Origin of the sequence: Photobacterium gaetbulicola, from assembly GCF_003025515.1 — a bacterium.
In the GTDB taxonomy this organism is placed as follows: Bacteria; Pseudomonadota; Gammaproteobacteria; order Enterobacterales; family Vibrionaceae; genus Photobacterium; species Photobacterium gaetbulicola.
On the sequence record NZ_PYME01000027.1, the window covers coordinates 57,747 to 78,837 of the forward strand.

The window sequence follows — 21,091 nt, forward strand, 5'->3', positions numbered from 1 at the left end:
CGCCGTTATTTATTCGGTGTCGTGATTAGTATTTATTACCATTGTGGCATCAGTTGCAATGGCGGCTCGTTGAGGGCTGCCAGCTGCTCCTTGAAGGCCAAGACCTGGCCTTCCCAATACTTGGCATCGGCAAACCAAGGGAATGCCTGCGGGAAAGCAGGATCTTCCCAGCGACGGGCCAGCCACGCCATGTAATGTACCATCCTAAGACCGCGCAAAGGCTCAATCAGTTGCAACTGTTTGTGATCAAAATCGGCAAACTCGCAATAGGCCTCCAGAATTGTATCGAGCTGGGCTAGCTGGTCATGGCGCTCGCCGTTGAGCAGCATCCACAGATCCTGGATAGCCGGGCCGTTGCGCGCATCATCCAAATCGACAAACAGCGGACCGTCACGCCACAGGATATTACCCGGGTGGCAGTCGCCGTGCAGGCGGATAGACTGCCAGTCATTGTGCCACTGTTGCTCCAGCTCGCGGATCAGGGTATCGAGGTCGGCAAAAAAAGCATGCTTGAGGTGATCGGGGATCATGGCCGACTGCTCGAGGGTCTGGCGAGGCTGGTAGAGGTATTCTTCGAGACCGATGGTCGGTCGGTGCTGGAATGTTGTGCGCTGGCCTACCCGGTGGATCCGGCCCAAGAAGCGCCCGACCCACTCGAGCTGGTCAAAATTGTCGACTTCGAACTGGCGCCCGCCCATGCTAGGAAATAAGGCCAGGCGGTGGTGCTGAAAAGGGTGCAGGGTATGGCCGGCGATGTTGATCGGGGCTGCCACGGGAATCTCTTGCTCGGCCAGCTCCAGCGTGAACTGGTGCTCTTCGCCGATCTGTTCGTCGGTCCAGCGCTGGGGGCGGTAGAACTTAGTGACATAGCGGGCACCATCTTCGGCGACAAACTGGTAAACCCGGTTCTCATAGCTGTTGAGCGGTAGCAAGCCGGATTCAGCCCGAATCCCGATGCTGTCGAGGGCGTCCAGCAACAAGTCTGGGTTTAGATCGGCAAAGTTGAAGCCGTGTTGTTGTGTCATCGTGACTTTCCACTAGGTACAGGTTGTACGCAATTATAACATCATAATAAGAAAGGGCCTTTCATAGCCCCTTCTTTACACTATTTTGCATGCGTTGGGCAGCCGAGCTAGCGTAACTCGCCGATGAAACGGCTTTCGGTATGGATCTGGCTACCATCGCTCTCCCGAGTCAGGGTGAAGGTGATATCGGCAATCGTGCCTTGCAATAGGTACGGGTCGACGCCGAGGCTGACCGGCAGGGTAAAGATTTCGCCTGCTTCGACGTTGATTTGCTGCGGGCCATACCACTCGATCTCCTCGATACCGCTCACAGACAGCGTATAGCGGGTATCCTGCTGGGTTTTATTGAGGATCTTGAGGGTATAGGTATTTTCCACCAGTCCTTGGTTGTTGACCCTAAACAACTGGCTGCGATCGCGGATCACGTCCAGCCCCATCGGTTGTACTGCTGCCAGCAGATAGAAAAACAGGCCAACCATCGCCACCATCACCCCGCCATAGCCGATCAGCTTAGGACGCAGGACATGGGTACGATGGCCTTCCAGTTTATGCTCGGTGGTGTAGCTGATCAGGCGCTTGTCATAGCCCATGCGCGCCATGGTTTCGTCGCAGGCATCGACACAGGCACCGCAGTTGATGCATTCGTACTGCAGGCCATCACGGATATCGATACCCGTTGGGCAAACCTGCACGCACAGGTTGCAGTCGATGCAGTCGCCGAGCCCAAGGGCCTTGGGGTCTTTCTTGCGAGGTCTTGGGCCGCGTGCTTCGCCGCGGGCCTCGTCGTAGCCGACGATATAGGTGTCCTTGTCGAACATGGCTGACTGGAAGCGGGCGTAAGGGCACATATGGATGCAGACAATCGAGCGCATCCAACCGGCGTTGGCATAGGTGCAGCCGGTAAAGAACAGCACCCAGAAGCCAGCCCAGAAACTGGTACTCAAAGTAAAGAAGTCGATCACCAGGGATTTGATCGGCAGGAAATAGCCGACAAAGGTCAGCCCGGTGGCGAGGGCCACGGCGAGCCAGGCAAGATGCTTGAGGACTTTACGGCCAATGAGCTTGGCCGTGGGCCTCATGCTGTCTTGCTTGCGGCGTTTGTTGGCGGGCCCTTCGAGTTTTTCCTCAAACCAGATATAGATGAAGGTCCACACGGTCTGCGGGCAGAAATAGCCGCACCATACCCGGCCGAGGAAGGTGGTGACAAAAAACAGGGCAAAGGCTGCAATCATGAACAGGGTGGCCAGTAAGGTCAGATCCTGGGGCCACAGGGTGGTGCCGAAAAAGTTGAATTGCTGTTGGCCAATATCGAGCAGGATGGCCTGGCGGTCGCCATAGGGGATCCAGGGGAGTCCCATAAACAGCAGCATCAGCAGCCAGCCCATGCGGCGACGAAGTTGTTGGTATACCCCCTTGGCGGCCCGGACATATATTCGGTTGCCGGGGTTAAAGCGGTCTGCCCCCCCTTTGTGGGTCTTCGGGTTGAAGGTCGGCGGGGTGGCATCCTTTATCTTGATTTTCTCTTGGGTCATGACATTACTTTCCTTGGATGCTGCTTGGCGTGCAGCACAGCCGGTACATTGCCGGCCAGTACGTTGTAATTGTAAGAGATTGGTAAATAAATGTTACAGGGGGGAGTATATCCTAGCCGCGGGGGGGAGTACGCTAGCAAGGTCATAATTTAGGCAATGGATAGCGAGAGTGTGAGGTGGCGGCTGATCACGGGAGGAATGTGGTCAGGCGCATGGACGCTCGGAAAAGAGAAGAGGCTGGGCCGCAGCGGCCCAGCAGGGGATCACTTGATGATGCCGCGGGCACGCAAGATGGCGGTTTTGAAATCGTCTTCGCAGTCTTTGGCGATACCAGGGATCATTTCCTGCTTCTCGCTGTTACGCATCTTCAGGTGGTAAATCAGAATGTCGTCGGTCAGATCTTCCAGCTTACCTTCGAATTTGGCTTCTTCCGCCAGTTTCAACAGAAACTGAACCAAGTTTAGATCCGGATCCTTGAGCCATTCAGGGTGAATGAGTTCAATCATTTCATTGACGCGATGGGTCTTCATAATAACTCCGCTAGTAAAGGCTGATGTATTTTTATAGTCATATTTATAGTGTGGGTAACGTTATAACAAAGAAGGGATGGATACAAATAGCTGGAGGCAAATAAAAGGGCAGCCCGAGGCTGCCCTGCACACGTTTCGCGCTACGCAGCTTGTTCGCTGCTGCCGAGGATGACATCAGCCTTGTGAGAGGCTGGGGTCACCGGCAGGGGCTGAACTGCGGCGTGGTTTTTCTTGCTTTTCAGTGTTGGGGCGTGCGAGGTACTGCGCAGGCGAGATGGGCTGCGAGGTGTACTGTACCTGACAAACGAGGCTGGGCGCATGATTTACCTATTAGTCAGGCGCTTCCGTGGCCAGGGTGAATAGATTATTGCCGCATCTGTGTTGTTGGCTGGGCCGTTCCTCTGCGGGAATAAAATGGTGTTTAATTTTTCGCCGCGAGAATAGCAACAACCTATCATTAAGTCGAGTATTAATTGACCATGTGCGTGGTATTCGGTTCTGTTTTTTTCGGTGCATGCAAGCGAATTGTTACCCGTCTCGTCATCTGTGAAGATAAGCCGTTTATCTGGTGCCGCTTTGTGGTCTAATGCAGCCTTGCTGGCTATAAATGCCTGCCCGATGAGTCAAGGCGGGACGATAACAACAGCCTCTGGAGGGAGTTAATGGATCACGATCAGCAGCGACGGGTCACCAGCCGTAATTTGTCTTATAAACTGGCAGAGTCAATAGGACAACAGATCTTGCGCGGAGAAACGGCACCGGGTGATATTTTGCCGGGGGAAGTGGAACTGGGCGAAATGTACGGGGTAAGCCGAACCGCGATTCGAGAAGCAATCAAAATGCTCGCGGCCAAGGGGATGGTATTGCCCCGTCCGCGTATCGGCACCCGGGTGCTGCCGAAGCGCAATTGGAATTACCTGGATCAGGACTTGTTGGCCTGGCTTAATTTCGAGCAGCAAGGTGATCTGGTATCTGAATTCCAGCGGGTCAGGATCTCCCTGGAGCCAGAGGCCGCGGCACTGACCGCCCTCAATGCCAACGAGGTTGATCGCGAGGAGCTCTGTCGCCTGATGGCGGAGATGCATGCCCTGGGCGAGCAGTTCGATCAGGAACGTTGGGTTGACGTCGATACCCGCTACCATCAGCTGATTTATTTTGCGTCGGGCAATCATTTCATCAGCCCGTTCGGCAACCTGTTCAAAGCGGTATTCGAAAGCTATTTCAGGGTGATCACCCGGGAGAAACTGCTGAAGCTGGAGCTGCACCAGAGGGTGGTGGACGGGATTATGGCCCGCGATCCGGAAGCGGCCAGGCAGGCCACCATTGAACTGCTGCGCTAGACCAAGAAAACGAAGCTTCGGCTTCGTTTTTTGTTTGTGCACCAGATCGCTTAGTCCCTCTTGAAGCGATACTGTGTTCACTGCAATATAAGTATCATTTCATATTGAAAGTGCGTACCGGGTCGCGTGGGCCATGCGCATGCAGCAAAGGAGATGCTCTGATGTCATTATTCCGCAAAAGCCTGGCCAGCCTTGGCATTGGTTCGGCTCGGGTCGATACCGTGCTGCCTCAGGGGGTATTGATCCCGGGTGAGCCCTTGGCGGTCGACGTGCAGGTCCATGGGGGGAAGGTGGAGCAGCAAATCGATAATATCCACTTGTTCCTGTGTTGCCGCTACGAGGATGAAGTGGAAACCAGCCGGGGAGATAGCCAGCACCGCAAGGAAAAAATCACCCAGATCTGCCGTCTGGCGGAATGGTCCCTGCCCTATTCGTTCGTCATCGGTGCCAACGAGGAGCGGCATTTTGAGGTTAGCCTGTCGCTGCCCTTCAATACCCCTATCACCATCGGTGACTCCCATGTCTGGCTGGAAACGCATCTCGATATGCCGCTGGCTTTTGATGCCAAGGACAAAGACTTGCTAACGGTGAGGCCCGATCCCCTCTTGGATGGGGTGTTCTCGGCCCTCGAGCTAGCCGGCCTGAGGATCCGCCAGGTCGAATGCGAGGCGGCCAAAGGGTTTGCCCTGCCATTTGTTCAAGAGTTTGAGTTTGTGCCGGTATCTGGGCCATACCATGGTCGATGGCGTGAACTGGAAGTCGTGGTCTACCGTGATGAATCGGGCCTGCAGATGTGGTTTGAAATCGACCGCCGTCAGCGTGGTTTCAGCGGGATGCTGGCGGGGCTGCTTGGCCGTGGCGAGCTGGAGCGCTACTGCGAGATCCCGGCCAGCCTCCATCCGCAGCAGGCTGGCGAGCGGGTACTGGCTTTTTTAGACCAAGCAACCTAACTGGCTTCATTGGGCTGCCTGACCGTGAAATGAGAACGGTTGCTAAAAAATATCCATTTCAGCTTACACCTGTAAGCTTAATGTGCCATACTGCTGATCTATTGAGCATAAACTCTATTTATGAGGACGACAGCAATGGCAGAGCAGGTGGCGATCGAATCGGGGTATTCAGTAACGGAGGAGGTAGCAAACAGTGTGAGCCATGCCCTAGGCATGGTATTTGGGATTATTGGCCTAGTCTTGCTGCTCGTTCAGGCGGTCGGTGCTGATGCCGATGCGCTGAGTATTACCAGCCTGAGTATTTATGGTGCCAGCATGATTTTGCTCTACCTGGCATCGACCCTGTATCACGCGATCCCGTTCGAACGGGCCAAGCGGGCACTGAAGATCTTTGATCATTGCGCCATCTATTTGCTAATTGCCGGTACCTATACCCCGTTTCTCCTGATATCGCTGCGAACACCGCTGGCGATCACCCTGATGGTGGTGATCTGGGCCATCGCACTGGTTGGTATTATGCTGAAAATCGCCTTTGTCTATCGCTTCAAACGGCTGTCATTGGCGACATACCTGACTATGGGGTGGCTGTCGCTGATAGCCATCTACCCGTTGGCGATGTCCTTGGCCACCGGAGGCTTGGTATTGCTGGCCGTAGGGGGCATTGTTTACTCGGTCGGGGTGGTGTTCTATGTCAACAAGCGTATCCCCTATAACCATGCGATTTGGCACTTGTTTGTGCTGGGCGGTACTGTTTGTCATTTCCTGGCGATTTATTTCTACGTTACGCCGGTCTGATCCCGGTGCGCGGCATATATCTGCTTGTGGCAATAAAAAAGAGAGCCGGTTGGCTCTCTTTTGTTTTCTGCGCAGGCGGTATGGCTAGTTGCGCCAGAATGCCGGGAAGAACACGACCAGTACGGTCAGGATTTCCAGCCTTCCCATCAGCATACCGAAGCTCAGGGTCCACTTGGCCAGATCGGGCAAGGTAGCAAAGTTGCCGGTCGGGCCTATCACATTGCCCATGCCCGGGCCGACGTTGGCCACGGCGGTGACAGCACCGGTAATACTGGTGACGGCATCGAGCCCCTGCATACCGAGGACAGCGGCTACCACGACGATGGTAAGGACAAAGGTCAGGGCAAAGGCAACCACCGAGCGGACAATCCCATCGGTCACCGGGCGGCCGTTATAGCGCTGGATAAACACCCCCGATGGATGGATCAGCTGCATCATCTGTTTGCGCAGCAGGGCGAAAGCGACCTGGAAACGGAAGATCTTGATCCCCCCCGCTGTCGAACCCGAGCAGCCGCCGACCAGCATGATGAAGGCGAACACTATGGTCGGGAATGGTCCCCAGGCGGTGAAATCATCGAGGCCGAAGCCGGTGGTGGTGACCACCGAAATAATATTGAACAGCGAGACCCGGAAGGCGTCGATAAAGCGGTAGTCCAACTGCCAGGTTAACCACAGCGCAACGGCAAGCCCGGCGGCGAGCACCAAGAGGGTGAACCCCCTTACTTGGGCATCACTCAGTAAGGTGCGGGCCTCTCGTTTGCGCAGCGCCTGGACAAACAGCAGGAACGGCAAACCACCGGCAAACATGAACACTATCGCCACCCAGTGGGCACTGTTGGAGAAGTGGTTCATTGAACCGTCCGAGGTCGAGTAGCCCCCGGTCGACAGGGTGGTAAAGGCATGGTTGATGGCATCGAAGGTGTTCATGCCTGTCAGCAGGTAACCGAGGAAACACAGGCCGGTCAGGCTGAGGTAGACATTGACTATATTCTTGGCCACGCTCTTGGTCCGCGGTGAGCTTTTATCGGACCAGTCGGAGGACTCGGTCTGGAACAGGCGCATACCACCGACGTTGAGCATCGGTAGGATGGCCACCCCCATAACGATAAAGCCGATCCCACCCAGCCACTGCAGGGTGGAGCGCCAGAGCAAGATGCTTGGAGCCATATCATCCAAGCCGCTCAGGACCGTCGAGCCGGTGGTGGTGATCCCCGACATGGTCTCGAAATAGGCATCGGTGAAGCTGATATGGTTGATAAAGACAAACGGCAAGGCGGCAAAGGCACTGGCAATGGTCCACACCAGGGTGGTGATCAGGAACATATCCCTTACCCCGAGCTTGAACTCGCTGGTTCGGCCGAATGTCAGGCACAGGAAAGCCACCACATGGGTGATCAGAACTGCGGTGGCGAAGTCGATAAATCCCTCAGTCCCAGTGGCGAAGGCCACCAGGGTCGGGACATACATGAACAGGGCGATCTTGGATAAGACCAGCCCTATCACGAATAGAATGGGACGAAAGTTGACCATGATGGATGCTACAGGAAGAACGGGCTTGGTTGGAACAGGCGTTCAACGTCTGGGATGTATTTCTTGTCGACCAGGAACATGACCACGTGGTCGTTTTGTTCGATCACGGTCCGGTCATGGGCTATCAGTACCTCTTCACCACGGACGACCGCACCGATAGTGGTGCCCGGCGGTAGCTTGATCTCGCCGACGGCCCTGCCGACTACCTTGGAAGTGCTTGAGTCACCGTGGGCAATGGCCTCGATGGCTTCGGCCGCCCCGCGGCGGAGCGAGGAAACATTGACGATATCGGCTTTGCGGACATGGGTCAGCAGGGCCGATATCGTGGCCTGCTGTGGCGAGATCGCAATATCAATCGTCCCGCCCTGGACCAGATCGACGTAGGCCCCGCGCTGGATCAGCACCATGACCTTTTTGGCCCCCATCCGCTTGGCCAGCATGGCCGACATGATGTTGGCTTCGTCATCGTTGGTCACGGCAATGAACACGTCGATCTGCTCGATGTGCTCTTCGCTCAGCAGTTCCTGATCGGAAGCATCCCCACAGAACACGATGGTGTTTTCTAGCATCTCGGACAGGTTTTCCGCCCGTTCCGGATTGCGCTCGATCAGCTTGACGCTGTAGTTCTGCTCGAGGCGGCGGGCAAGGCCTGCCCCGATGTTACCGCCACCGACAATCATCAGGCGCTTGTACGGTTTTTCAAGGCGTTGCAGTTCACTCATGACCGAGCGGATATGGTTGCTGGCGGCGACGAAGAACACTTCGTCATCGGCTTCGATAATCGTGGTGCCACGCGGGCGGATCGGCCGACCCTGACGGAAAATCGCAGCCACTCGGGTATCGACATGGGGCATATGCTCGCGCAGCGCAGACAGGGCGTTACCGACCAGCGGGCCACCGTAATAGGCTTTGACGGCAACCAGGCCGACTTTGTCTTCGGCAAAACCGACCACCTGCAGGGCGCCCGGGTATTCGATCAGGCGTTCGATATAACCGGTTACCAGTTCTTCCGGGGCGATGAGGTGATCGACCGGCACGGCGTCGGACTGGAACAACTGATCCTTTTCCTTGAGGTATTCCGGCGATCGGATACGGGCCACCCGGTTTGGGGTGTTGAACAGGGTAAAGGCGATCTGGCAGGCGATCATATTGGTTTCATCGGAGTTGGTGACCGAGACCAGCATGTCGGCATCCTGAGCCCCAGCTTCACGCAGGGTGCGGGGATGGCTGGCAAAGCCCTGCACAACCCGCAGATCATACTTATCTTGCAGCTCGCGCAGGCGCTCTGGGTCCTTATCGACGATAGTAATATCGTTGTTCTCGCCAACCAGGTTTTCGGCAAGGGTACCACCGACCTGTCCGGCGCCGAGAATGATAATTTTCATAGCATATGCCTGATTAATAGAATCGTTGTAGGTTACTACGCTTCGGGATAAGGGTCATGCAGAACTCTGCTCATTTAGAATAACTTAGTTTTCAGCGATAGAAAGCGAACACGCTGAATTACCCGCTTAACGTCCCGAAATGTGAACAAAAAAACGGAACTTGATGGTCAAGTTCCGTTATCGGCTATTTAGCTTGTTTTGCGCATAACGGCATAGTAGAAGCCGTCCATATCCTGTTCGCCCGGTAATATCTGGCGACCGGGTTGCTGGCGATCGCTACCGATCAGCTCGGCATCGGCAGTGCGCTCAAGGAAGGCTTTGACCTGCTCGCTGTTTTCCTGTGGGGTGATTGAGCAGGTTGCATAGACCAAGGTGCCGCCTGGCTTGAGCTGTTGCCACATGGCATCGACGATTTCAGACTGCAACTGGGCCAGCGCGGCGATGTCATCGGCGCGGCGTAGCCACTTGATGTCCGGATGGCGGCGGATCACGCCGGTGGCCGAACATGGCGCATCGAGCAAGATGCGGTCGAACTGTTCGCCTTGCCACCACTGTTCAGGGTGGCGGGCATCGGCACACAGAACCTGGGCTTTCAGGTTAAGGCGCTGCAAATTGTCATGTACCCGTTTGAGACGGTTGTCATCACAATCGATAGCGACCACTTGGGTATCCGGCTGGCGCTCCATGATATGGGCGGTTTTGCCACCCGGTGCCGCGCAGCAATCGAGGATCAGTTCGCCGGCCTGAGGCTGGAGGTATTCTACCGACAGCTGGGCGGCGGCATCTTGGACGGACACCCAGCCATCGGCGAAGCCCGGCAGCTTGTTGACATCGCAAGGAGCATGGAGCTTGAGGGCATCCGGTGCTTCAGAGTGGATCTCGGTTTCGATCCCGGCCTCGTCCAGCAGGGCGCGGTAGGCATCGCGAGTGTGGTGCTGGCGGTTGACCCGCAGCCACATCGGGGCCTTGGTATTGTTGGCGGTGGTGATGCGATCAAGTTGCTCCGGGTAGCTGGCTTTTAGCAGCTTGAGCAACCAGCCAGGATGACCGTAGCGACCGGCATCATGACTGGTCGCTTGTTCATCAAGGCTTTCCTGCTGGCGCTGGTAGTTGCGCAAAATAGCATTGATCAGGCCGCGCAGCTGCGGCTTTTTCAGGTTCTTGGTGGCATTGACCGTTTCGGCGACGGCGGCGTGGGGCGGGATACGCATATAACCCAACTGGTAAAGACCGACCAGAATAAGGTGGTGGAAGACGCGCTGTTTGCCTTTGAGCGGCTTGTCCATCAGTTGCTGGGTGATTGACTCCAGACGTGGCAGCCAGCGCAGTACGCCATAGCAGATCTCTTGGAGCAGCGCATGGTCACGCTCTTTGATATCTTGTTGGGCAGCTGGCAGGGCGGTAGAAAGCGACTGGCCCTGATCAACCACTTGATAGATAACCTTGGCTGCTGCAGCTCTTACGTTCATGCAGATTTCCTGATGTGTTGACCCGCGGCCAAGGGTTCATTGTGCCGTGGCTTCGGGGTGAAAAAAGTAAGGCCAGTGCAAGCACTGGCCCTTGGAAGGTTACAGTACCGTACCGGGTTCGAACCATTCGCGGCGCGAGTTCAGCAGATCGTGTGCCTTCATCGCTTTTTTGCCCGGCGGCTGGAGCTCGGTCAGGCGCAGTGCCCCTTGGCCGGTGGCCACCAGGATCCCCTGCTTGTCGGCTGCCAGAATTGTTCCCGGTGCCTTACCTTGATTATCGGCTTCAACACGGGCCTGCCAGACTTTGACGTTCTGTTCGGCAACCACGAAATAGCTCATCGGCCATGGGTTGAAGGCACGGATGCAGCGCTCGATATGCTCAGCGTCATCGGCCCAGTTGATGCAGGCCTCTTCCTTGCTAAGCTTCTTGGCGTAGTTGGCTAGTGCGTCATCCTGCTTTTCAGGAGCGGCTTTGCCCTCGGCAATATCAGCTAGGCAGTCTACCAGAGCAACGGGACCCAGTTCGGCCAGTTTCTCGTACATCGAGGCGCTGGTATCGCTAGGTTCAATCGGCAGGGTGGCAATCTTTAGCATGTCACCGGTATCCAGGCCGATATCCATCTGCATGATAGTCACGCCGGTTTCTTTATCGCCGGCCCAGATCGAGCGCTGGATTGGCGCGGCACCCCGCCAGCGCGGCAGGATAGAGCCGTGGACATTGATACAGCCGAGTTTTGGGGTATCCAGTACCGCCTGTGGCAATAGCAGGCCGTAGGCCACCACCACCATGATGTCGGCATCCAGGTCTGCCAGTTGCTGCTTGGCTTCGTCGGACTTGAAGTTTTCCGGCTGGTAAACCGGGATATTGTGCTCAAGCGCGATATTCTTGACTGGGCTGGCAGTCAGCTTTTTACCGCGACCCGCCGGACGGTCAGGCTGGGTATAAACCGCAATCACGTCGTGCTCCGAAGACAATAACGCCGCCAGGTGACGGGCGGCGAAATCCGGAGTACCTGCAAAAACAATTTTCAAAGGTTTGCTCAAGGTAGCGTCCTTAAATCAGGTGGGCGAATTAGGCTTTGTTCGCGTGTTTTTCGTTGAAGCGCTTGATTTTGGTCAGCTTGTCCTGGATACGCTTGCGCTTTAGCGGTGACAGGTAATCGACAAACAGCTTACCTTCGAGATGGTCAAGCTCGTGCTGGACGCAGATAGCCAATAGGTCGTCGGCCTCGAAGGTGAATTCCTCGCCGTCACGGTTCAGGGCTTTCACCGTCACCTCTGCCGCACGTGGTACCAGGGCACGGGCTCCAGGCACCGACAGGCAGCCTTCTTCGATACCGTCCTCACCGCGCTTTTCGATGATTTCTGGGTTGATCAGTACCATTGGCTCATTGCGCTCTTCCGACAGGTCGATCACCACGATGCGCTGGTGGAAGTCCACCTGAGTTGCAGCCAGGCCGATCCCTTCTTCGTCGTACATGGTTTCCAGCATGTCATCGACAAACTTCTGGATCTCAGGGGTCACAGCTTCAACCGGTTTGGCAACCGTGCGCAGGCGCTCGTCAGGGAATGTTAATACTTGCAATACAGACATAGATACTCGTTTTAAAGACAGTACTGATAACAGGGATCGTTCAATTGTTCTAATTCTAGTCATTTTAAAAGCCAAATCATAGTACCCCGTTGCAGTACCTGCTGGCATTGACCCTGTGTGACACCTGCATGCGCCACCTCAACGGCCTGCAACACCCGCGCCGGAAAAGTGAAGCCGGCCGAAAACTCCGAGGGAACAGGTCGCGTTCGCTGGACACGGCAAAGGGGCGGTGACAGCCTGATGGTCGGTTTGGCTGAAGGGCGGCGGAATAATGAAGATGCTGAAAGCGTTAATGGGGTACGGGGTGCTGGGGCTGGCTGCTGCCGGGATGTGTGTGGAAGGGCAAGCTCGGGCTTCAGATCTAAATCTTATTGACGGTGCGCCCGCCGTTTATACGGTCAAGAAGGGGGATACCCTGTGGGATATCGCCGAGCATTACCTCCACAGCCCCTGGCGCTGGCCGGAGCTGTGGCAGAGCAACCGCAGTACGGTAGCGGATCCCCACTGGATTTACCCCGGTGATCAGCTCTACTTGCATTGGGTGGATGGCCAACCCCGATTGCAGCGTAAACCGCGTCGGTATCTCGCCCCTAGGGCGGTTGCCTCGCCGAAGCCTGTCACGACCCTGCCGGCTGATTTACTGCTGCCCTATCTCGCAGAAGATAAGTTGCTGGCGAAAACGGATCTGAAGTACTTGCCACATGTGATTGGTGACAACCGGGCTTTGGGATACATCCCCCGTGGAAAAACAGTTTGGGTTGATATGCCGCTGTCCAAAGGGGATAAGTGGGGGATCTTCCGGCCCAAACAGCTGTTGCAGCGTGAACTGGATTCGGGTGAAACGGCCGAGGTCTTCAGCCTAAAAGAAGTGGCGCGGGGTGAGGTGGTCGCGGTAACGGAGACCACCAGTGCCGTGCTGTTGACGGGAGCCCGGCGGGAGGTACAGCCCAATGATGTGCTTTTGCCCGCCCCGTTGCCAGTCAGCGAGGCGGCATTGAGTTTTTCCCCCTTTCCTTCCCCGGCCGCCGTCGAGGCTCAAGTCTTGTCCGGAATGGGGGGAATGGAGTATATCGCCACTCATGAGACCGTGGTTTTGGATCTAGGGCATATTGATGGTTTGGCCGCAGGCCAGGTGTTCAGCCTTCTCCGGCCCGGGGCGGGTTATGTTGGTGCGAAAGGTCATTACGCATACAGCAAACCTGAAAGTCCGATACTGCCTTCTCGCCTGGCTACTTTCGAATCACAGCAGTTGCTGGCTATGCCTATTGGCGAAGTGATGGTGATCCGCCCCTATGAGTATTTCAGCCTGGCCATTGTGACCAAGGCTACCGAGCCCTTCAGAGCCGGGGCGAAGTTAGTTTCCCCTTCGCGAGGGTAAGCCGACGCAATGTCCTCGCTCTATGATTGGCTAGTGGTGGCATCCGCTCCCCAGCTGGGGGGGTATCGCATCGGGCGATTGCTGGAGCGCACCACCCCGGCTTGCCTGTTGCAGATGTCCGATCACGACCGGAGAGGGCTTGGCCTTAGCGAGCGCCAATGCCAGCATCTGAAACATCCGCCGCTGCGGCGTATTGAGCGGTGCCTCGAGTGGCACCGCCGCCCCAATCAGCAGATCATCACACTGGGTTCCCCGCTTTACCCCCCATTGCTAAAAGCGATCCCCTCTCCTCCCCCGATATTGTTCGTGCGCGGTGAGCCTCGGTGGTTGCATGAGCCTCAGTTGGCGATAGTCGGCAGCCGAGCGGCCAGTATTGACGGTCTGGAGGCGGCATCTGAATTTGCTGCCGCGATGGTTGCGGCGGAATATGTGGTAACAAGTGGCCTTGCACTGGGGATAGATAGCCGAGCCCATTTTGGAGCATTGAAAAATGGTGGTGCCACGGTTGCGGTATTGGGCTCTGGCCTTGATAAGGTCTATCCGGCAAAGCACCGAGAGCTCGCCGAGACGATTGTCGAGCAGGGGGCGCTGGTGTCGGAATTTTGGCCCGATGAGGCACCGCGCCCGCAGCATTTTCCCCGCCGCAATCGAGTGATCAGTGGGCTGTCGGTCGGCGTACTAGTGGTTGAGGCCGAAATCAAAAGCGGATCTTTGATCACCGCCCGCTATGCACTGGAACAGGGGCGGGATGTTTTTGCCATTCCCGGTTCGATATACAGTGCAATGAGCCGAGGGTGCCATGCACTGATAAAAAACGGTGCTAAATTGGTCGAAACGCCGGTCGATATCTTTGAGGACGTTGGGGTGCTCACCGAGTGTGCAAAAAGTAGCCGATCGATTCTTTCTGCCCCACAACCTGAAAATGAAAAATTGCCATTTCCAGCGCTGTTGGCTAACGTAGGCAATGAGGCAACACCCGTAGATGTAGTTGCTGAACGCAGTGGGCTGCCCGTTCATGAAGTCATGATGCAGTTACTTGAGTTGGAATTGCATGGCGTGGTCGCTGCCGTACCAGGTGGCTATGTCAGAACGAGGAGGGGCTAGTTATGATGGATATCCTAATGTACCTGTTTGAAACCTATATCCACAGCGATGCGGAGCTCATGGTTGATCAGGATGAACTTTCCGAAGAGTTGCTTCGTGCTGGTTTCCACCAGGAAGATATTTACAAGGCGCTAGAGTGGCTTGAGAAGCTCGCCGCCCTGCAAGATACCGAAGAAACCCCTTACATGAACACCAGTTCAGTGACGGCTATGCGTATTTACACGGCGCAAGAAATGTCGCGACTGGATACAACTTGCCGTGGCTTCTTGACCTACCTTGAGCAAATCCACGTACTGGGTGCAGACACCCGTGAAATGGTGATTGACCGGGTGATGGCGCTGGAGACTTCAGATTTTAATCTCGACGATCTGAAATGGATTATCTTGATGGTGCTATTCAATGCGCCGGGTAATGAAAGTGCCTACAGCCAGATGGAAGAGTTGCTGTACGGTATGGAAGATGGCTATATACACTAAATGCGTTGCGGTGGGTTGTTGTTGAAGATGGTTGAGTCGTATGTCTGGAAAAATTAACGCCCAGCTATTCAGTGCCCATGAGCACGCGCTGGAGCATGATAACCTGTGCCCGGAGTGCGGCTCGCCGCTGGCCATGCGCAACAGCAAGCGCGGCCCTTTCCTCGGCTGCACCCGTTACCCCGAGTGCGAATACATCAAGCCCTTGGCCCAAAATGACGGCCACATCGTCAAGTATCTCGGGCAAGTTTGCCCTGATTGCGGCGAGGAATTGGTATTACGCCAAGGGCGCTATGGCATGTTTATCGGCTGTAGCGGCTACCCACAGTGCCACCATATTGAATCTCCGGAGAAAAAAGCCGAGTCGACCCAGATCCCCTGCCCTCAGTGCCAGCAAGGTAGCCTCGTTGAGCGCAAGTCACGTTACGGCAAGGCGTTTTATGCCTGCGATCAGTACCCAAGCTGTCGCTTCGCGGTCAATGCCAAACCCGTGGAAGGCCGGTGCCAGGTCTGTGGCTTTGGTCTGCTGGTCGAGAAGAAGCTGGCTAGCGGTACCAAGCTGCAGTGTGCCGATCGTCGTTGCCATGCCTATCAGGAAGAGGTCTTAGAGTAGCTGCAAAATTGCTCACCCATATAAAAACAAAGCCAGCAGAATGCTGGCTTTGTTTTATTGGTCGGTTAGCTAGCGCTTGAGGGCAGGAAATGCTGCTGGGTCAAGGTAACTGGCAATCGTTGCCAGAGAGCTATCAAGCTGCTCTTGGGTATCAGCACAGACATTGATGTGCCCCATTTTGCGGCCTGGTCGCTTTTCTTTGCCGTACCAGTGAATATGGCACTGCGGGTGGCTGAGCAAATCGGTTGGCAGGCGGTCTTCTCCAAGGATATTGATCATCGCTGTCGGGCGTAGCAACGCCGTGCTGCCCAGCGGCATACCGGCGACGGCACGCAGGTGGTTTTCGAACTGACAGGTTTCGGCGCCCTGCTGGGTCCAATGGCCTGAGTTGTGTACCCGCGGGGCGATTTCGTTGACCAGCAGCTTGCCGCCGACATCAAAGAATTCAATCGCTAAGACGCCCACATAGTCCATCGACTCGGCTAGCGAGCGGAACATGGCTTCGGCTTGATTCTGCAGTGCTTCATTGCCCGTTAGGGCAACCGATAGGCTTAGTACCCCGTCAGTGTGGGTGTTTTCTGCCAGTGGGTAGACTGCGATATCGCCATTCTTACCACGGGCACCAACCAATGAAACTTCGCGGTCAAACGGCACGAACTCTTCGGCCACGATGGCCTGGTTATCGGTTTGTGCCATGAACTCTGCCATTTCTGGCCAGATCCTGTCAGCATCTTCACGTTGCTTCAGGCGCCATTGGCCTTTGCCATCATAACCGCCCAGGGCACTTTTCAGTACCATCGGCAGGCCAACGGTGTCTATCGCGGCGGTCAGGTCGTCACGGCTGTTGATCAGGTGGTATTTGGCATTGGCAACGCCGGCACTGTCGAGCAATGCCTTTTCGAGGCGGCGATCACCGCCGGCCTTGATGGCATCAGTCGTTGGGAGAAACTTACCGCTCTGCTCGCAGATATCAAGAATCTCATGGGGGATATGCTCGAATTCTGCCGTAATCACATCGGAATAGGTGATAGCCGTATTGAGTCCTTTCAGCATGACTTGTTGAGTCAGTGGGTGTACCACATTGCCTGTGCCAACATCATACGCAAAGACTTCGATGTTCAGTGGTGCGCCGGCCAGCGACATCATTCGGGCAAGCTGCCCGGCACCAAGTACCAGTACTTTCATTATGCTTCCTCGGCCGGATTCGGGTTGGCCAGAACAGTGTCAGTTTGTTCCTTGCGGAACGCATCGATAGCGGCCATGACGGTGCTGTCTTGGGTACCGATGATTTGTGCGGCGAGCAGGCCGGCATTGGCTGCACCGGCTTCACCAATTGCGAGGGTACCTACCGCCACACCTTTTGGCATTTGGACGATTGAAAGTAGCGAGTCCATTCCTTTCAGTGCGCGGGACTGAACCGGTACCCCAAGGACTGGAAGGCTGGTGAAGGCGGCTGTCATACCCGGTAGGTGGGCTGCACCACCGGCACCGGCAATGATCACCTTGATACCGCGCTGTTGTGCTTGCTCTGCATACTCAGCCAATAGATGCGGAGTACGGTGGGCAGACACAACCTTGGTTTCATAAGCAATGTTGAAGCGGTCCAGCATTTCAGCTGCGTGCTGCATGGTTGGCCAATCTGACTTTGAGCCCATGATGATCCCAACTTTCATCCCGATCTCCTTTGGGGTAACTAAACTGTGAGGTATTAATGCATGTGCCGCGCATTATACGAGTATTTTTTGTGAAGGAAAACGTTTGCGTCGGGTAAATTGCAACAATGATTAACGAGCATGGAGTTGTTAGTAAGGAGTCGGTAAGATAGGTAAACAGAACGTTAAAACGGACGTCAGTCATTTCAAAGAGGTACCTGTGGAGAACCTTAATCAAGTGGTTGCTGCTTTGCAGCAGCAGGGTGTTATTGCCTATCCGACCGAAGCGGTGTTTGGCGTGGGGTGTGATCCTGATAGTGAAACCGCCGTGAACAGGCTGTTGGCGCTAAAACAGCGCCCGGTCGAAAAAGGCCTGATCCTCATTGCCGCCAATTATGAGCAGTTGGCGCCCTATGTCGATGACAGCGGATTGAGCGAAGAGCAGAGAGCGCGTATTTTTGCCTCTTGGCCTGGGCCGGTAACCTGGGTGATGCCGACCAAACCGGGTGTGCCGCGCTTCTTGACCGGGCAGTTCGATACCATAGCCGTGCGGGTGACGGATCACCCCCTGGTACAGCAGCTGTGCCTGGCTTTTGGCAAACCGCTGACCTCGACCAGTGCCAATCTGACGGGGCAAGAGCCTGGCCGCACGGTGGCCGATGTCGAAGCGCAGCTGGGCTCTCAGCTGTCGGCGATTTTAGAAGGGGAAACTGGAGGGCGAGATAATCCTTCTGAAATCAGGGATGCCATTACCGGTAATGTTTTCCGCCAGGGATAGGATGAAGCGAATGCAGCAAGTGAATAAAGAAGCCGTTAAAGCCTTTTTACTGGATCTGCAAGATAGGATCTGCCGTGCGGTGGCCGAGCAAGACGGCCAGGCAAGTTTCGAGCAAGATGAGTGGCAGCGGGAACAAGGTGGCGGTGGCCGCAGCCGGGTCCTGCGCGAGGGGCGTGTCTTTGAGCAGGCCGGTGTTAACTTTTCTCATGTGTTCGGCACCCAGATGCCGGCGTCGGCAACCGCGCATCGCCCGGAATTGGCCGGGCGCAGCTTTGAAGCGATGGGCGTATCGTTGGTGATCCACCCGCGCAACCCGTATGTGCCGACCTCTCATGCCAATGTTCGCTTTTTCATTGCCGAGAAAGACGGGGAAGCTCCGGTCTGGTGGTTTGGTGGCGGTTTCGACTTAACGCCGTTCTATCCGTTTGAAGACGATTGCCAGCATTGGCACGATACCGCCAAAGCGCTGTGCCAGCCGTTTGGCGAGTCAGTCTATGACGAGCACAAGGCGTGGTGTGACAAGTATTTCTTCCTGCCTCACCGTAATGAGACCCGTGGGGTCGGCGGTCTGTTCTTCGATGATCTTAACGAATGGGGCTTCGAGAAGAGCTTTGCCTATATGCAAGCTGTTGGCAATGGGTATCTGGATGCCTATCTGCCGATTGTCGAGAAGCGCTACCCAACCCCTTATGGTGATCGAGAGCGCCAGTTCCAACTTTACCGCCGTGGTCGTTATGTAGAGTTTAACCTGGTGTACGACCGTGGCACTTTGTTTGGCCTGCAAAGCGGTGGCCGCACCGAATCTATCCTGATGTCGATGCCTCCCCTCGCCCGCTGGGAATACAGTTATTCCCCGGAACCGGGTTCGCAGGAAGCCGATCTCTATGACAATTACCTCAAGCCGCGCAGTTGGTGAGTGTCTAAAGGGTTTGAGTCATTGAATCGGCAATGATAGGGTCAGTAGCAATACTGGCCCTTTTTTATTGGTTTGATAACACGGAACCCCGGCATATGGATAAGTATGTTGTTTTTGGCAACCCGATTGCCCAGAGTAAATCCCCTTTTATTCACACCCTCTTTGCCCGCCAGACCGGACAGGACATGCGTTATGACGCTCAACTTGCTCCGGTAGACGGTTTCAAAGAAGCTGCGGAGGCGTTTTTTGCTGCTGGTGGCCGCGGGTGTAATGTCACTATGCCATTCAAAGAAGACGCGTTTGCTTATGCTAACCAGTTGACCGAGCGGGCCCGGCTTGCTGGTGCCGTCAATACTTTGAAGAAACTCGATGACGGTGTGATCCTTGGCGATAATACTGACGGTGAGGGATTGGTGCAGGATTTGCTGCAGCACAGCACCTTGCTTGAAGGTCAGAGGGTGTTGCTCATCGGTGCGGGGGGCGCAGCTAGAGGCGTGGTATTGCCGTTATTGGCCCAAGGTGTTAGCTCTTTGACGATTGCTAACCGCACGGTAGAAAAAGCCGAGGCGCTGGTTGAGCTATTTGCCTCCCATGGCCCTGTCGAGGCATTGTCTTTATCTGGACTCGAAGGTAAAGAATTTGATGTGATCATTAACTCGACATCTGCGAGCCTCAGTGGTGAGCTACCGGGTATTCCTTCAAGCTTGATCCGCCCTGAAGTGACTTGCTATGACATGGTGTATGGGGCTGAGCCGACAACTTTCAATATTTGGGCCAAAGAGCTTGGCGCAAGGGTAACACTCGATGGTTTGGGGATGCTGGTTGGCCAGGCTGCTGAGAGTTTCATGCTATGGCGGGGTTTACGCCCTGGAGCCAAACAGGTCCAGCGTGAGCTTCGCCGTACCTTACAGAAATAAAGAAGACAATGAACCAAGATATATTATTTGTAGATCTACAGACCTGGGACAGCGCACGCCAGGCCGTTAACTTCCCGGCCCAACAAGGCGGTGCACTGATCAACTGCTGGGTTAGTCGGGTATGGCTGGAGAATAAGTGCGGCCAGACACTGGTCGATGAGAGTGCGGTTCTCAATGCTTTTGCCCTGTGCCGCTTTGATTTGGAAGATATCGCCGAAAATTTGATTGAAGATGAAGATTTCAATCAAGATGGCGATATCGAAATCACTTGAGCCCTACCCTTCAGCTAGGTACTCATTTTTCAGCCTGACATAGTTGTCGGCGGAACCTGGCAAAAATGCGCGTTCTTTATCGGATAATGGGCGCGCTTGTTTTACCGGGCTACCGACATAGAGGTAGCCACTCTCTAGAACTTTTCCTGGTGGGACCAAGCTTCCCGCACCGATAATCACGTCGTCTTTAACAATTGCCCCGTCTAAAACGATAGCTCCCATTCCCACCAACACCCGATGGCCGATCTGGCAGCCGTGTAGCATTGCTTTATGGCCGATGGTCACGTCGTCTCCAATAAGCAGGGGGTGCCCAAGCGGATTATTGGTGCTGGTTCGGGTGACATGTAGGACGGTACCATCTTGGATATTGCTTCTGGCACCTATCTTTATATGGTTAACATCGCCGCGTGCGGCGACCAAGGGCCAAATACTGGCATCTTGCCCTAGGGTAATGTCGCCGACGAGTACTGCCGATGGGTCGACATAGGCGCTAGAAGCAACATTAGGATAAGTGCCTTTATAGGGGCGTATAGATGAAACCATATCGATGAGCCTTAAAATTTTAAGTTTATATCGTTAGATTAGCTTTGCTACGGTACAAATAATATCGAAAAATGCGGCTTTTGTTTGATTAGTGCACAGTTGGTCCGAAAAGATGAGTTTTTTTTAAAATTGCCCTTGCTAACGTGATCGAACTCTCTATAATGCCATCTCACCGACACGGAGCACGGCGAGTTAAGCCGGCAACGTAGCGGATTGTTCTTTAACAATTTGACCATGCAATCTGTGTGGGCACTCGTGAAATGATAGTCAACAAAAGAATTATCAATGAAACTGA

At 55.1% G+C, this 21,091-nt stretch carries 23 protein-coding genes; 11 read left to right on the forward strand and 12 right to left on the reverse strand.

The genetic code is table 11. The features are described 5' to 3' along the window. Window positions 1-35: 35 nt before the first annotated feature. The 4 genes from C9J03_RS20535 to C9J03_RS20550 form a co-directional block, all read right to left on the reverse strand. On the reverse strand, window positions 36-1,025 hold the full coding sequence (locus tag C9J03_RS20535) for a serine/threonine protein kinase (RefSeq protein WP_044622191.1): 990 nt from the start codon (window positions 1,023-1,025) through the stop codon (window positions 36-38). 107 nt (window positions 1,026-1,132) lie between these two features. Continuing rightward, window positions 1,133-2,557, reverse strand: a complete 1,425-nt coding sequence (gene ccoG / locus C9J03_RS20540) for a cytochrome c oxidase accessory protein CcoG (protein WP_044622190.1) — start codon at window positions 2,555-2,557, stop codon at window positions 1,133-1,135. 263 nt (window positions 2,558-2,820) lie between these two features. Beyond that, complete coding sequence (locus C9J03_RS20545; protein ID WP_044622189.1) at window positions 2,821-3,087, reverse strand: YihD family protein; 267 nt, start codon at window positions 3,085-3,087, stop codon at window positions 2,821-2,823. Between the two features lie 140 nt (window positions 3,088-3,227). After that, window positions 3,228-3,407, reverse strand: coding sequence for a hypothetical protein (locus C9J03_RS20550; RefSeq protein WP_039468264.1), 180 nt, complete (start codon window positions 3,405-3,407; stop codon window positions 3,228-3,230). Between the two features lie 342 nt (window positions 3,408-3,749). Between C9J03_RS20550 and C9J03_RS20555 the strand changes: the two genes are divergently transcribed. The 3 genes from C9J03_RS20555 to trhA all read left to right on the forward strand — a co-directional run bounded on the left by C9J03_RS20555 (window position 3,750) and on the right by trhA (window position 6,172). Further along, entirely contained in the window at window positions 3,750-4,427 is a 678-nt protein-coding gene (locus C9J03_RS20555) for a FadR/GntR family transcriptional regulator (RefSeq protein ID WP_044622188.1), read from the forward strand. 161 nt (window positions 4,428-4,588) lie between these two features. Continuing rightward, window positions 4,589-5,377, forward strand: coding sequence for a sporulation protein (locus tag C9J03_RS20560; protein ID WP_044622187.1), 789 nt, complete (start codon window positions 4,589-4,591; stop codon window positions 5,375-5,377). A gap of 135 nt (window positions 5,378-5,512) precedes the next feature. Further along, window positions 5,513-6,172, forward strand: a complete 660-nt coding sequence (gene trhA / locus C9J03_RS20565) for a PAQR family membrane homeostasis protein TrhA (RefSeq protein ID WP_044622186.1) — start codon at window positions 5,513-5,515, stop codon at window positions 6,170-6,172. 84 nt (window positions 6,173-6,256) lie between these two features. On the opposite strand, the gene C9J03_RS20570 is transcribed toward trhA, so the two are convergent. The 5 genes from C9J03_RS20570 to def form a co-directional block, all read right to left on the reverse strand. Further along, on the reverse strand, window positions 6,257-7,702 hold the full coding sequence (locus C9J03_RS20570; protein WP_044622185.1) for a TrkH family potassium uptake protein: 1,446 nt from the start codon (window positions 7,700-7,702) through the stop codon (window positions 6,257-6,259). 8 nt (window positions 7,703-7,710) lie between these two features. Then, window positions 7,711-9,087, reverse strand: a complete 1,377-nt coding sequence (gene trkA / locus C9J03_RS20575; protein ID WP_039468278.1) for a Trk system potassium transporter TrkA — start codon at window positions 9,085-9,087, stop codon at window positions 7,711-7,713. A gap of 188 nt (window positions 9,088-9,275) precedes the next feature. Next, complete coding sequence (rsmB, locus tag C9J03_RS20580; protein WP_044622184.1) at window positions 9,276-10,556, reverse strand: 16S rRNA (cytosine(967)-C(5))-methyltransferase RsmB; 1,281 nt, start codon at window positions 10,554-10,556, stop codon at window positions 9,276-9,278. Between the two features lie 99 nt (window positions 10,557-10,655). Continuing rightward, the gene (fmt, locus tag C9J03_RS20585) at window positions 10,656-11,600 is read right to left on the reverse strand and encodes a methionyl-tRNA formyltransferase (protein ID WP_044622183.1); all 945 of its coding nucleotides are present in this window, start codon (window positions 11,598-11,600) and stop codon (window positions 10,656-10,658) included. A 28-nt stretch (window positions 11,601-11,628) separates the two neighbouring features. After that, window positions 11,629-12,150 (reverse strand): peptide deformylase, encoded by a 522-nt coding sequence (gene def / locus C9J03_RS20590; RefSeq protein ID WP_044622182.1) that lies wholly within the window; start codon window positions 12,148-12,150, stop codon window positions 11,629-11,631. A 277-nt stretch (window positions 12,151-12,427) separates the two neighbouring features. Here def and C9J03_RS20595 point away from each other — a divergent pair, with 277 nt between their 5' ends. Genes C9J03_RS20595 through C9J03_RS20610 form a run of 4 tightly spaced genes read left to right on the forward strand, consistent with a single transcriptional unit; the run spans window position 12,428 to window position 15,718 of the window. Next, window positions 12,428-13,528, forward strand: coding sequence for a LysM peptidoglycan-binding domain-containing protein (locus C9J03_RS20595; RefSeq protein ID WP_162845584.1), 1,101 nt, complete (start codon window positions 12,428-12,430; stop codon window positions 13,526-13,528). Between the two features lie 9 nt (window positions 13,529-13,537). Next, complete coding sequence (gene dprA / locus C9J03_RS20600) at window positions 13,538-14,632, forward strand: DNA-processing protein DprA (RefSeq protein ID WP_044622181.1); 1,095 nt, start codon at window positions 13,538-13,540, stop codon at window positions 14,630-14,632. Window positions 14,633-14,634: 2 nt separating this feature from the next. Beyond that, window positions 14,635-15,108 carry a DUF494 family protein gene (locus C9J03_RS20605; RefSeq protein ID WP_039468292.1) on the forward strand — a complete coding sequence of 158 codons (474 nt, stop codon included), beginning with the start codon at window positions 14,635-14,637 and terminating at the stop codon, window positions 15,106-15,108. A 40-nt stretch (window positions 15,109-15,148) separates the two neighbouring features. Next, the gene (locus tag C9J03_RS20610) at window positions 15,149-15,718 is read left to right on the forward strand and encodes a DNA topoisomerase family protein (RefSeq protein WP_044622180.1); all 570 of its coding nucleotides are present in this window, start codon (window positions 15,149-15,151) and stop codon (window positions 15,716-15,718) included. A gap of 69 nt (window positions 15,719-15,787) precedes the next feature. Here C9J03_RS20610 and C9J03_RS20615 read toward each other — a convergent pair whose 3' ends face one another. Both C9J03_RS20615 and purE read right to left on the reverse strand, forming a co-directional pair. Beyond that, a complete protein-coding gene (locus C9J03_RS20615) occupies window positions 15,788-16,903 on the reverse strand; it encodes a 5-(carboxyamino)imidazole ribonucleotide synthase (protein ID WP_044622179.1) in 1,116 nt (371 codons plus the stop codon). After that, window positions 16,903-17,391: a 5-(carboxyamino)imidazole ribonucleotide mutase gene (purE, locus tag C9J03_RS20620; protein ID WP_044622178.1), complete on the reverse strand. Its 489-nt coding sequence runs from the start codon at window positions 17,389-17,391 to the stop codon at window positions 16,903-16,905. Before purE ends, C9J03_RS20615 begins: the two co-directional genes overlap by 1 nt. 199 nt (window positions 17,392-17,590) lie before the next feature. Here purE and tsaC point away from each other — a divergent pair, with 199 nt between their 5' ends. The 4 genes from tsaC to C9J03_RS20640 all read left to right on the forward strand — a co-directional run bounded on the left by tsaC (window position 17,591) and on the right by C9J03_RS20640 (window position 20,253). Continuing rightward, window positions 17,591-18,148 carry an L-threonylcarbamoyladenylate synthase type 1 TsaC gene (gene tsaC / locus C9J03_RS20625; RefSeq protein ID WP_044622177.1) on the forward strand — a complete coding sequence of 186 codons (558 nt, stop codon included), beginning with the start codon at window positions 17,591-17,593 and terminating at the stop codon, window positions 18,146-18,148. Window positions 18,149-18,158: 10 nt separating this feature from the next. Next, window positions 18,159-19,064 (forward strand): oxygen-dependent coproporphyrinogen oxidase, encoded by a 906-nt coding sequence (hemF, locus tag C9J03_RS20630; protein ID WP_082060559.1) that lies wholly within the window; start codon window positions 18,159-18,161, stop codon window positions 19,062-19,064. A 95-nt stretch (window positions 19,065-19,159) separates the two neighbouring features. Beyond that, entirely contained in the window at window positions 19,160-19,981 is an 822-nt protein-coding gene (aroE, locus tag C9J03_RS20635) for a shikimate dehydrogenase (RefSeq protein WP_039468311.1), read from the forward strand. A gap of 8 nt (window positions 19,982-19,989) precedes the next feature. Next, window positions 19,990-20,253, forward strand: a complete 264-nt coding sequence (locus C9J03_RS20640; RefSeq protein WP_044622175.1) for a DUF1488 family protein — start codon at window positions 19,990-19,992, stop codon at window positions 20,251-20,253. Window positions 20,254-20,256: 3 nt separating this feature from the next. Here the strand turns inward: C9J03_RS20640 and C9J03_RS20645 are convergent, their stop codons facing one another. After that, window positions 20,257-20,796 carry a gamma carbonic anhydrase family protein gene (locus tag C9J03_RS20645; protein WP_044622174.1) on the reverse strand — a complete coding sequence of 180 codons (540 nt, stop codon included), beginning with the start codon at window positions 20,794-20,796 and terminating at the stop codon, window positions 20,257-20,259. Window positions 20,797-21,091: the final 295 nt, after the last annotated feature.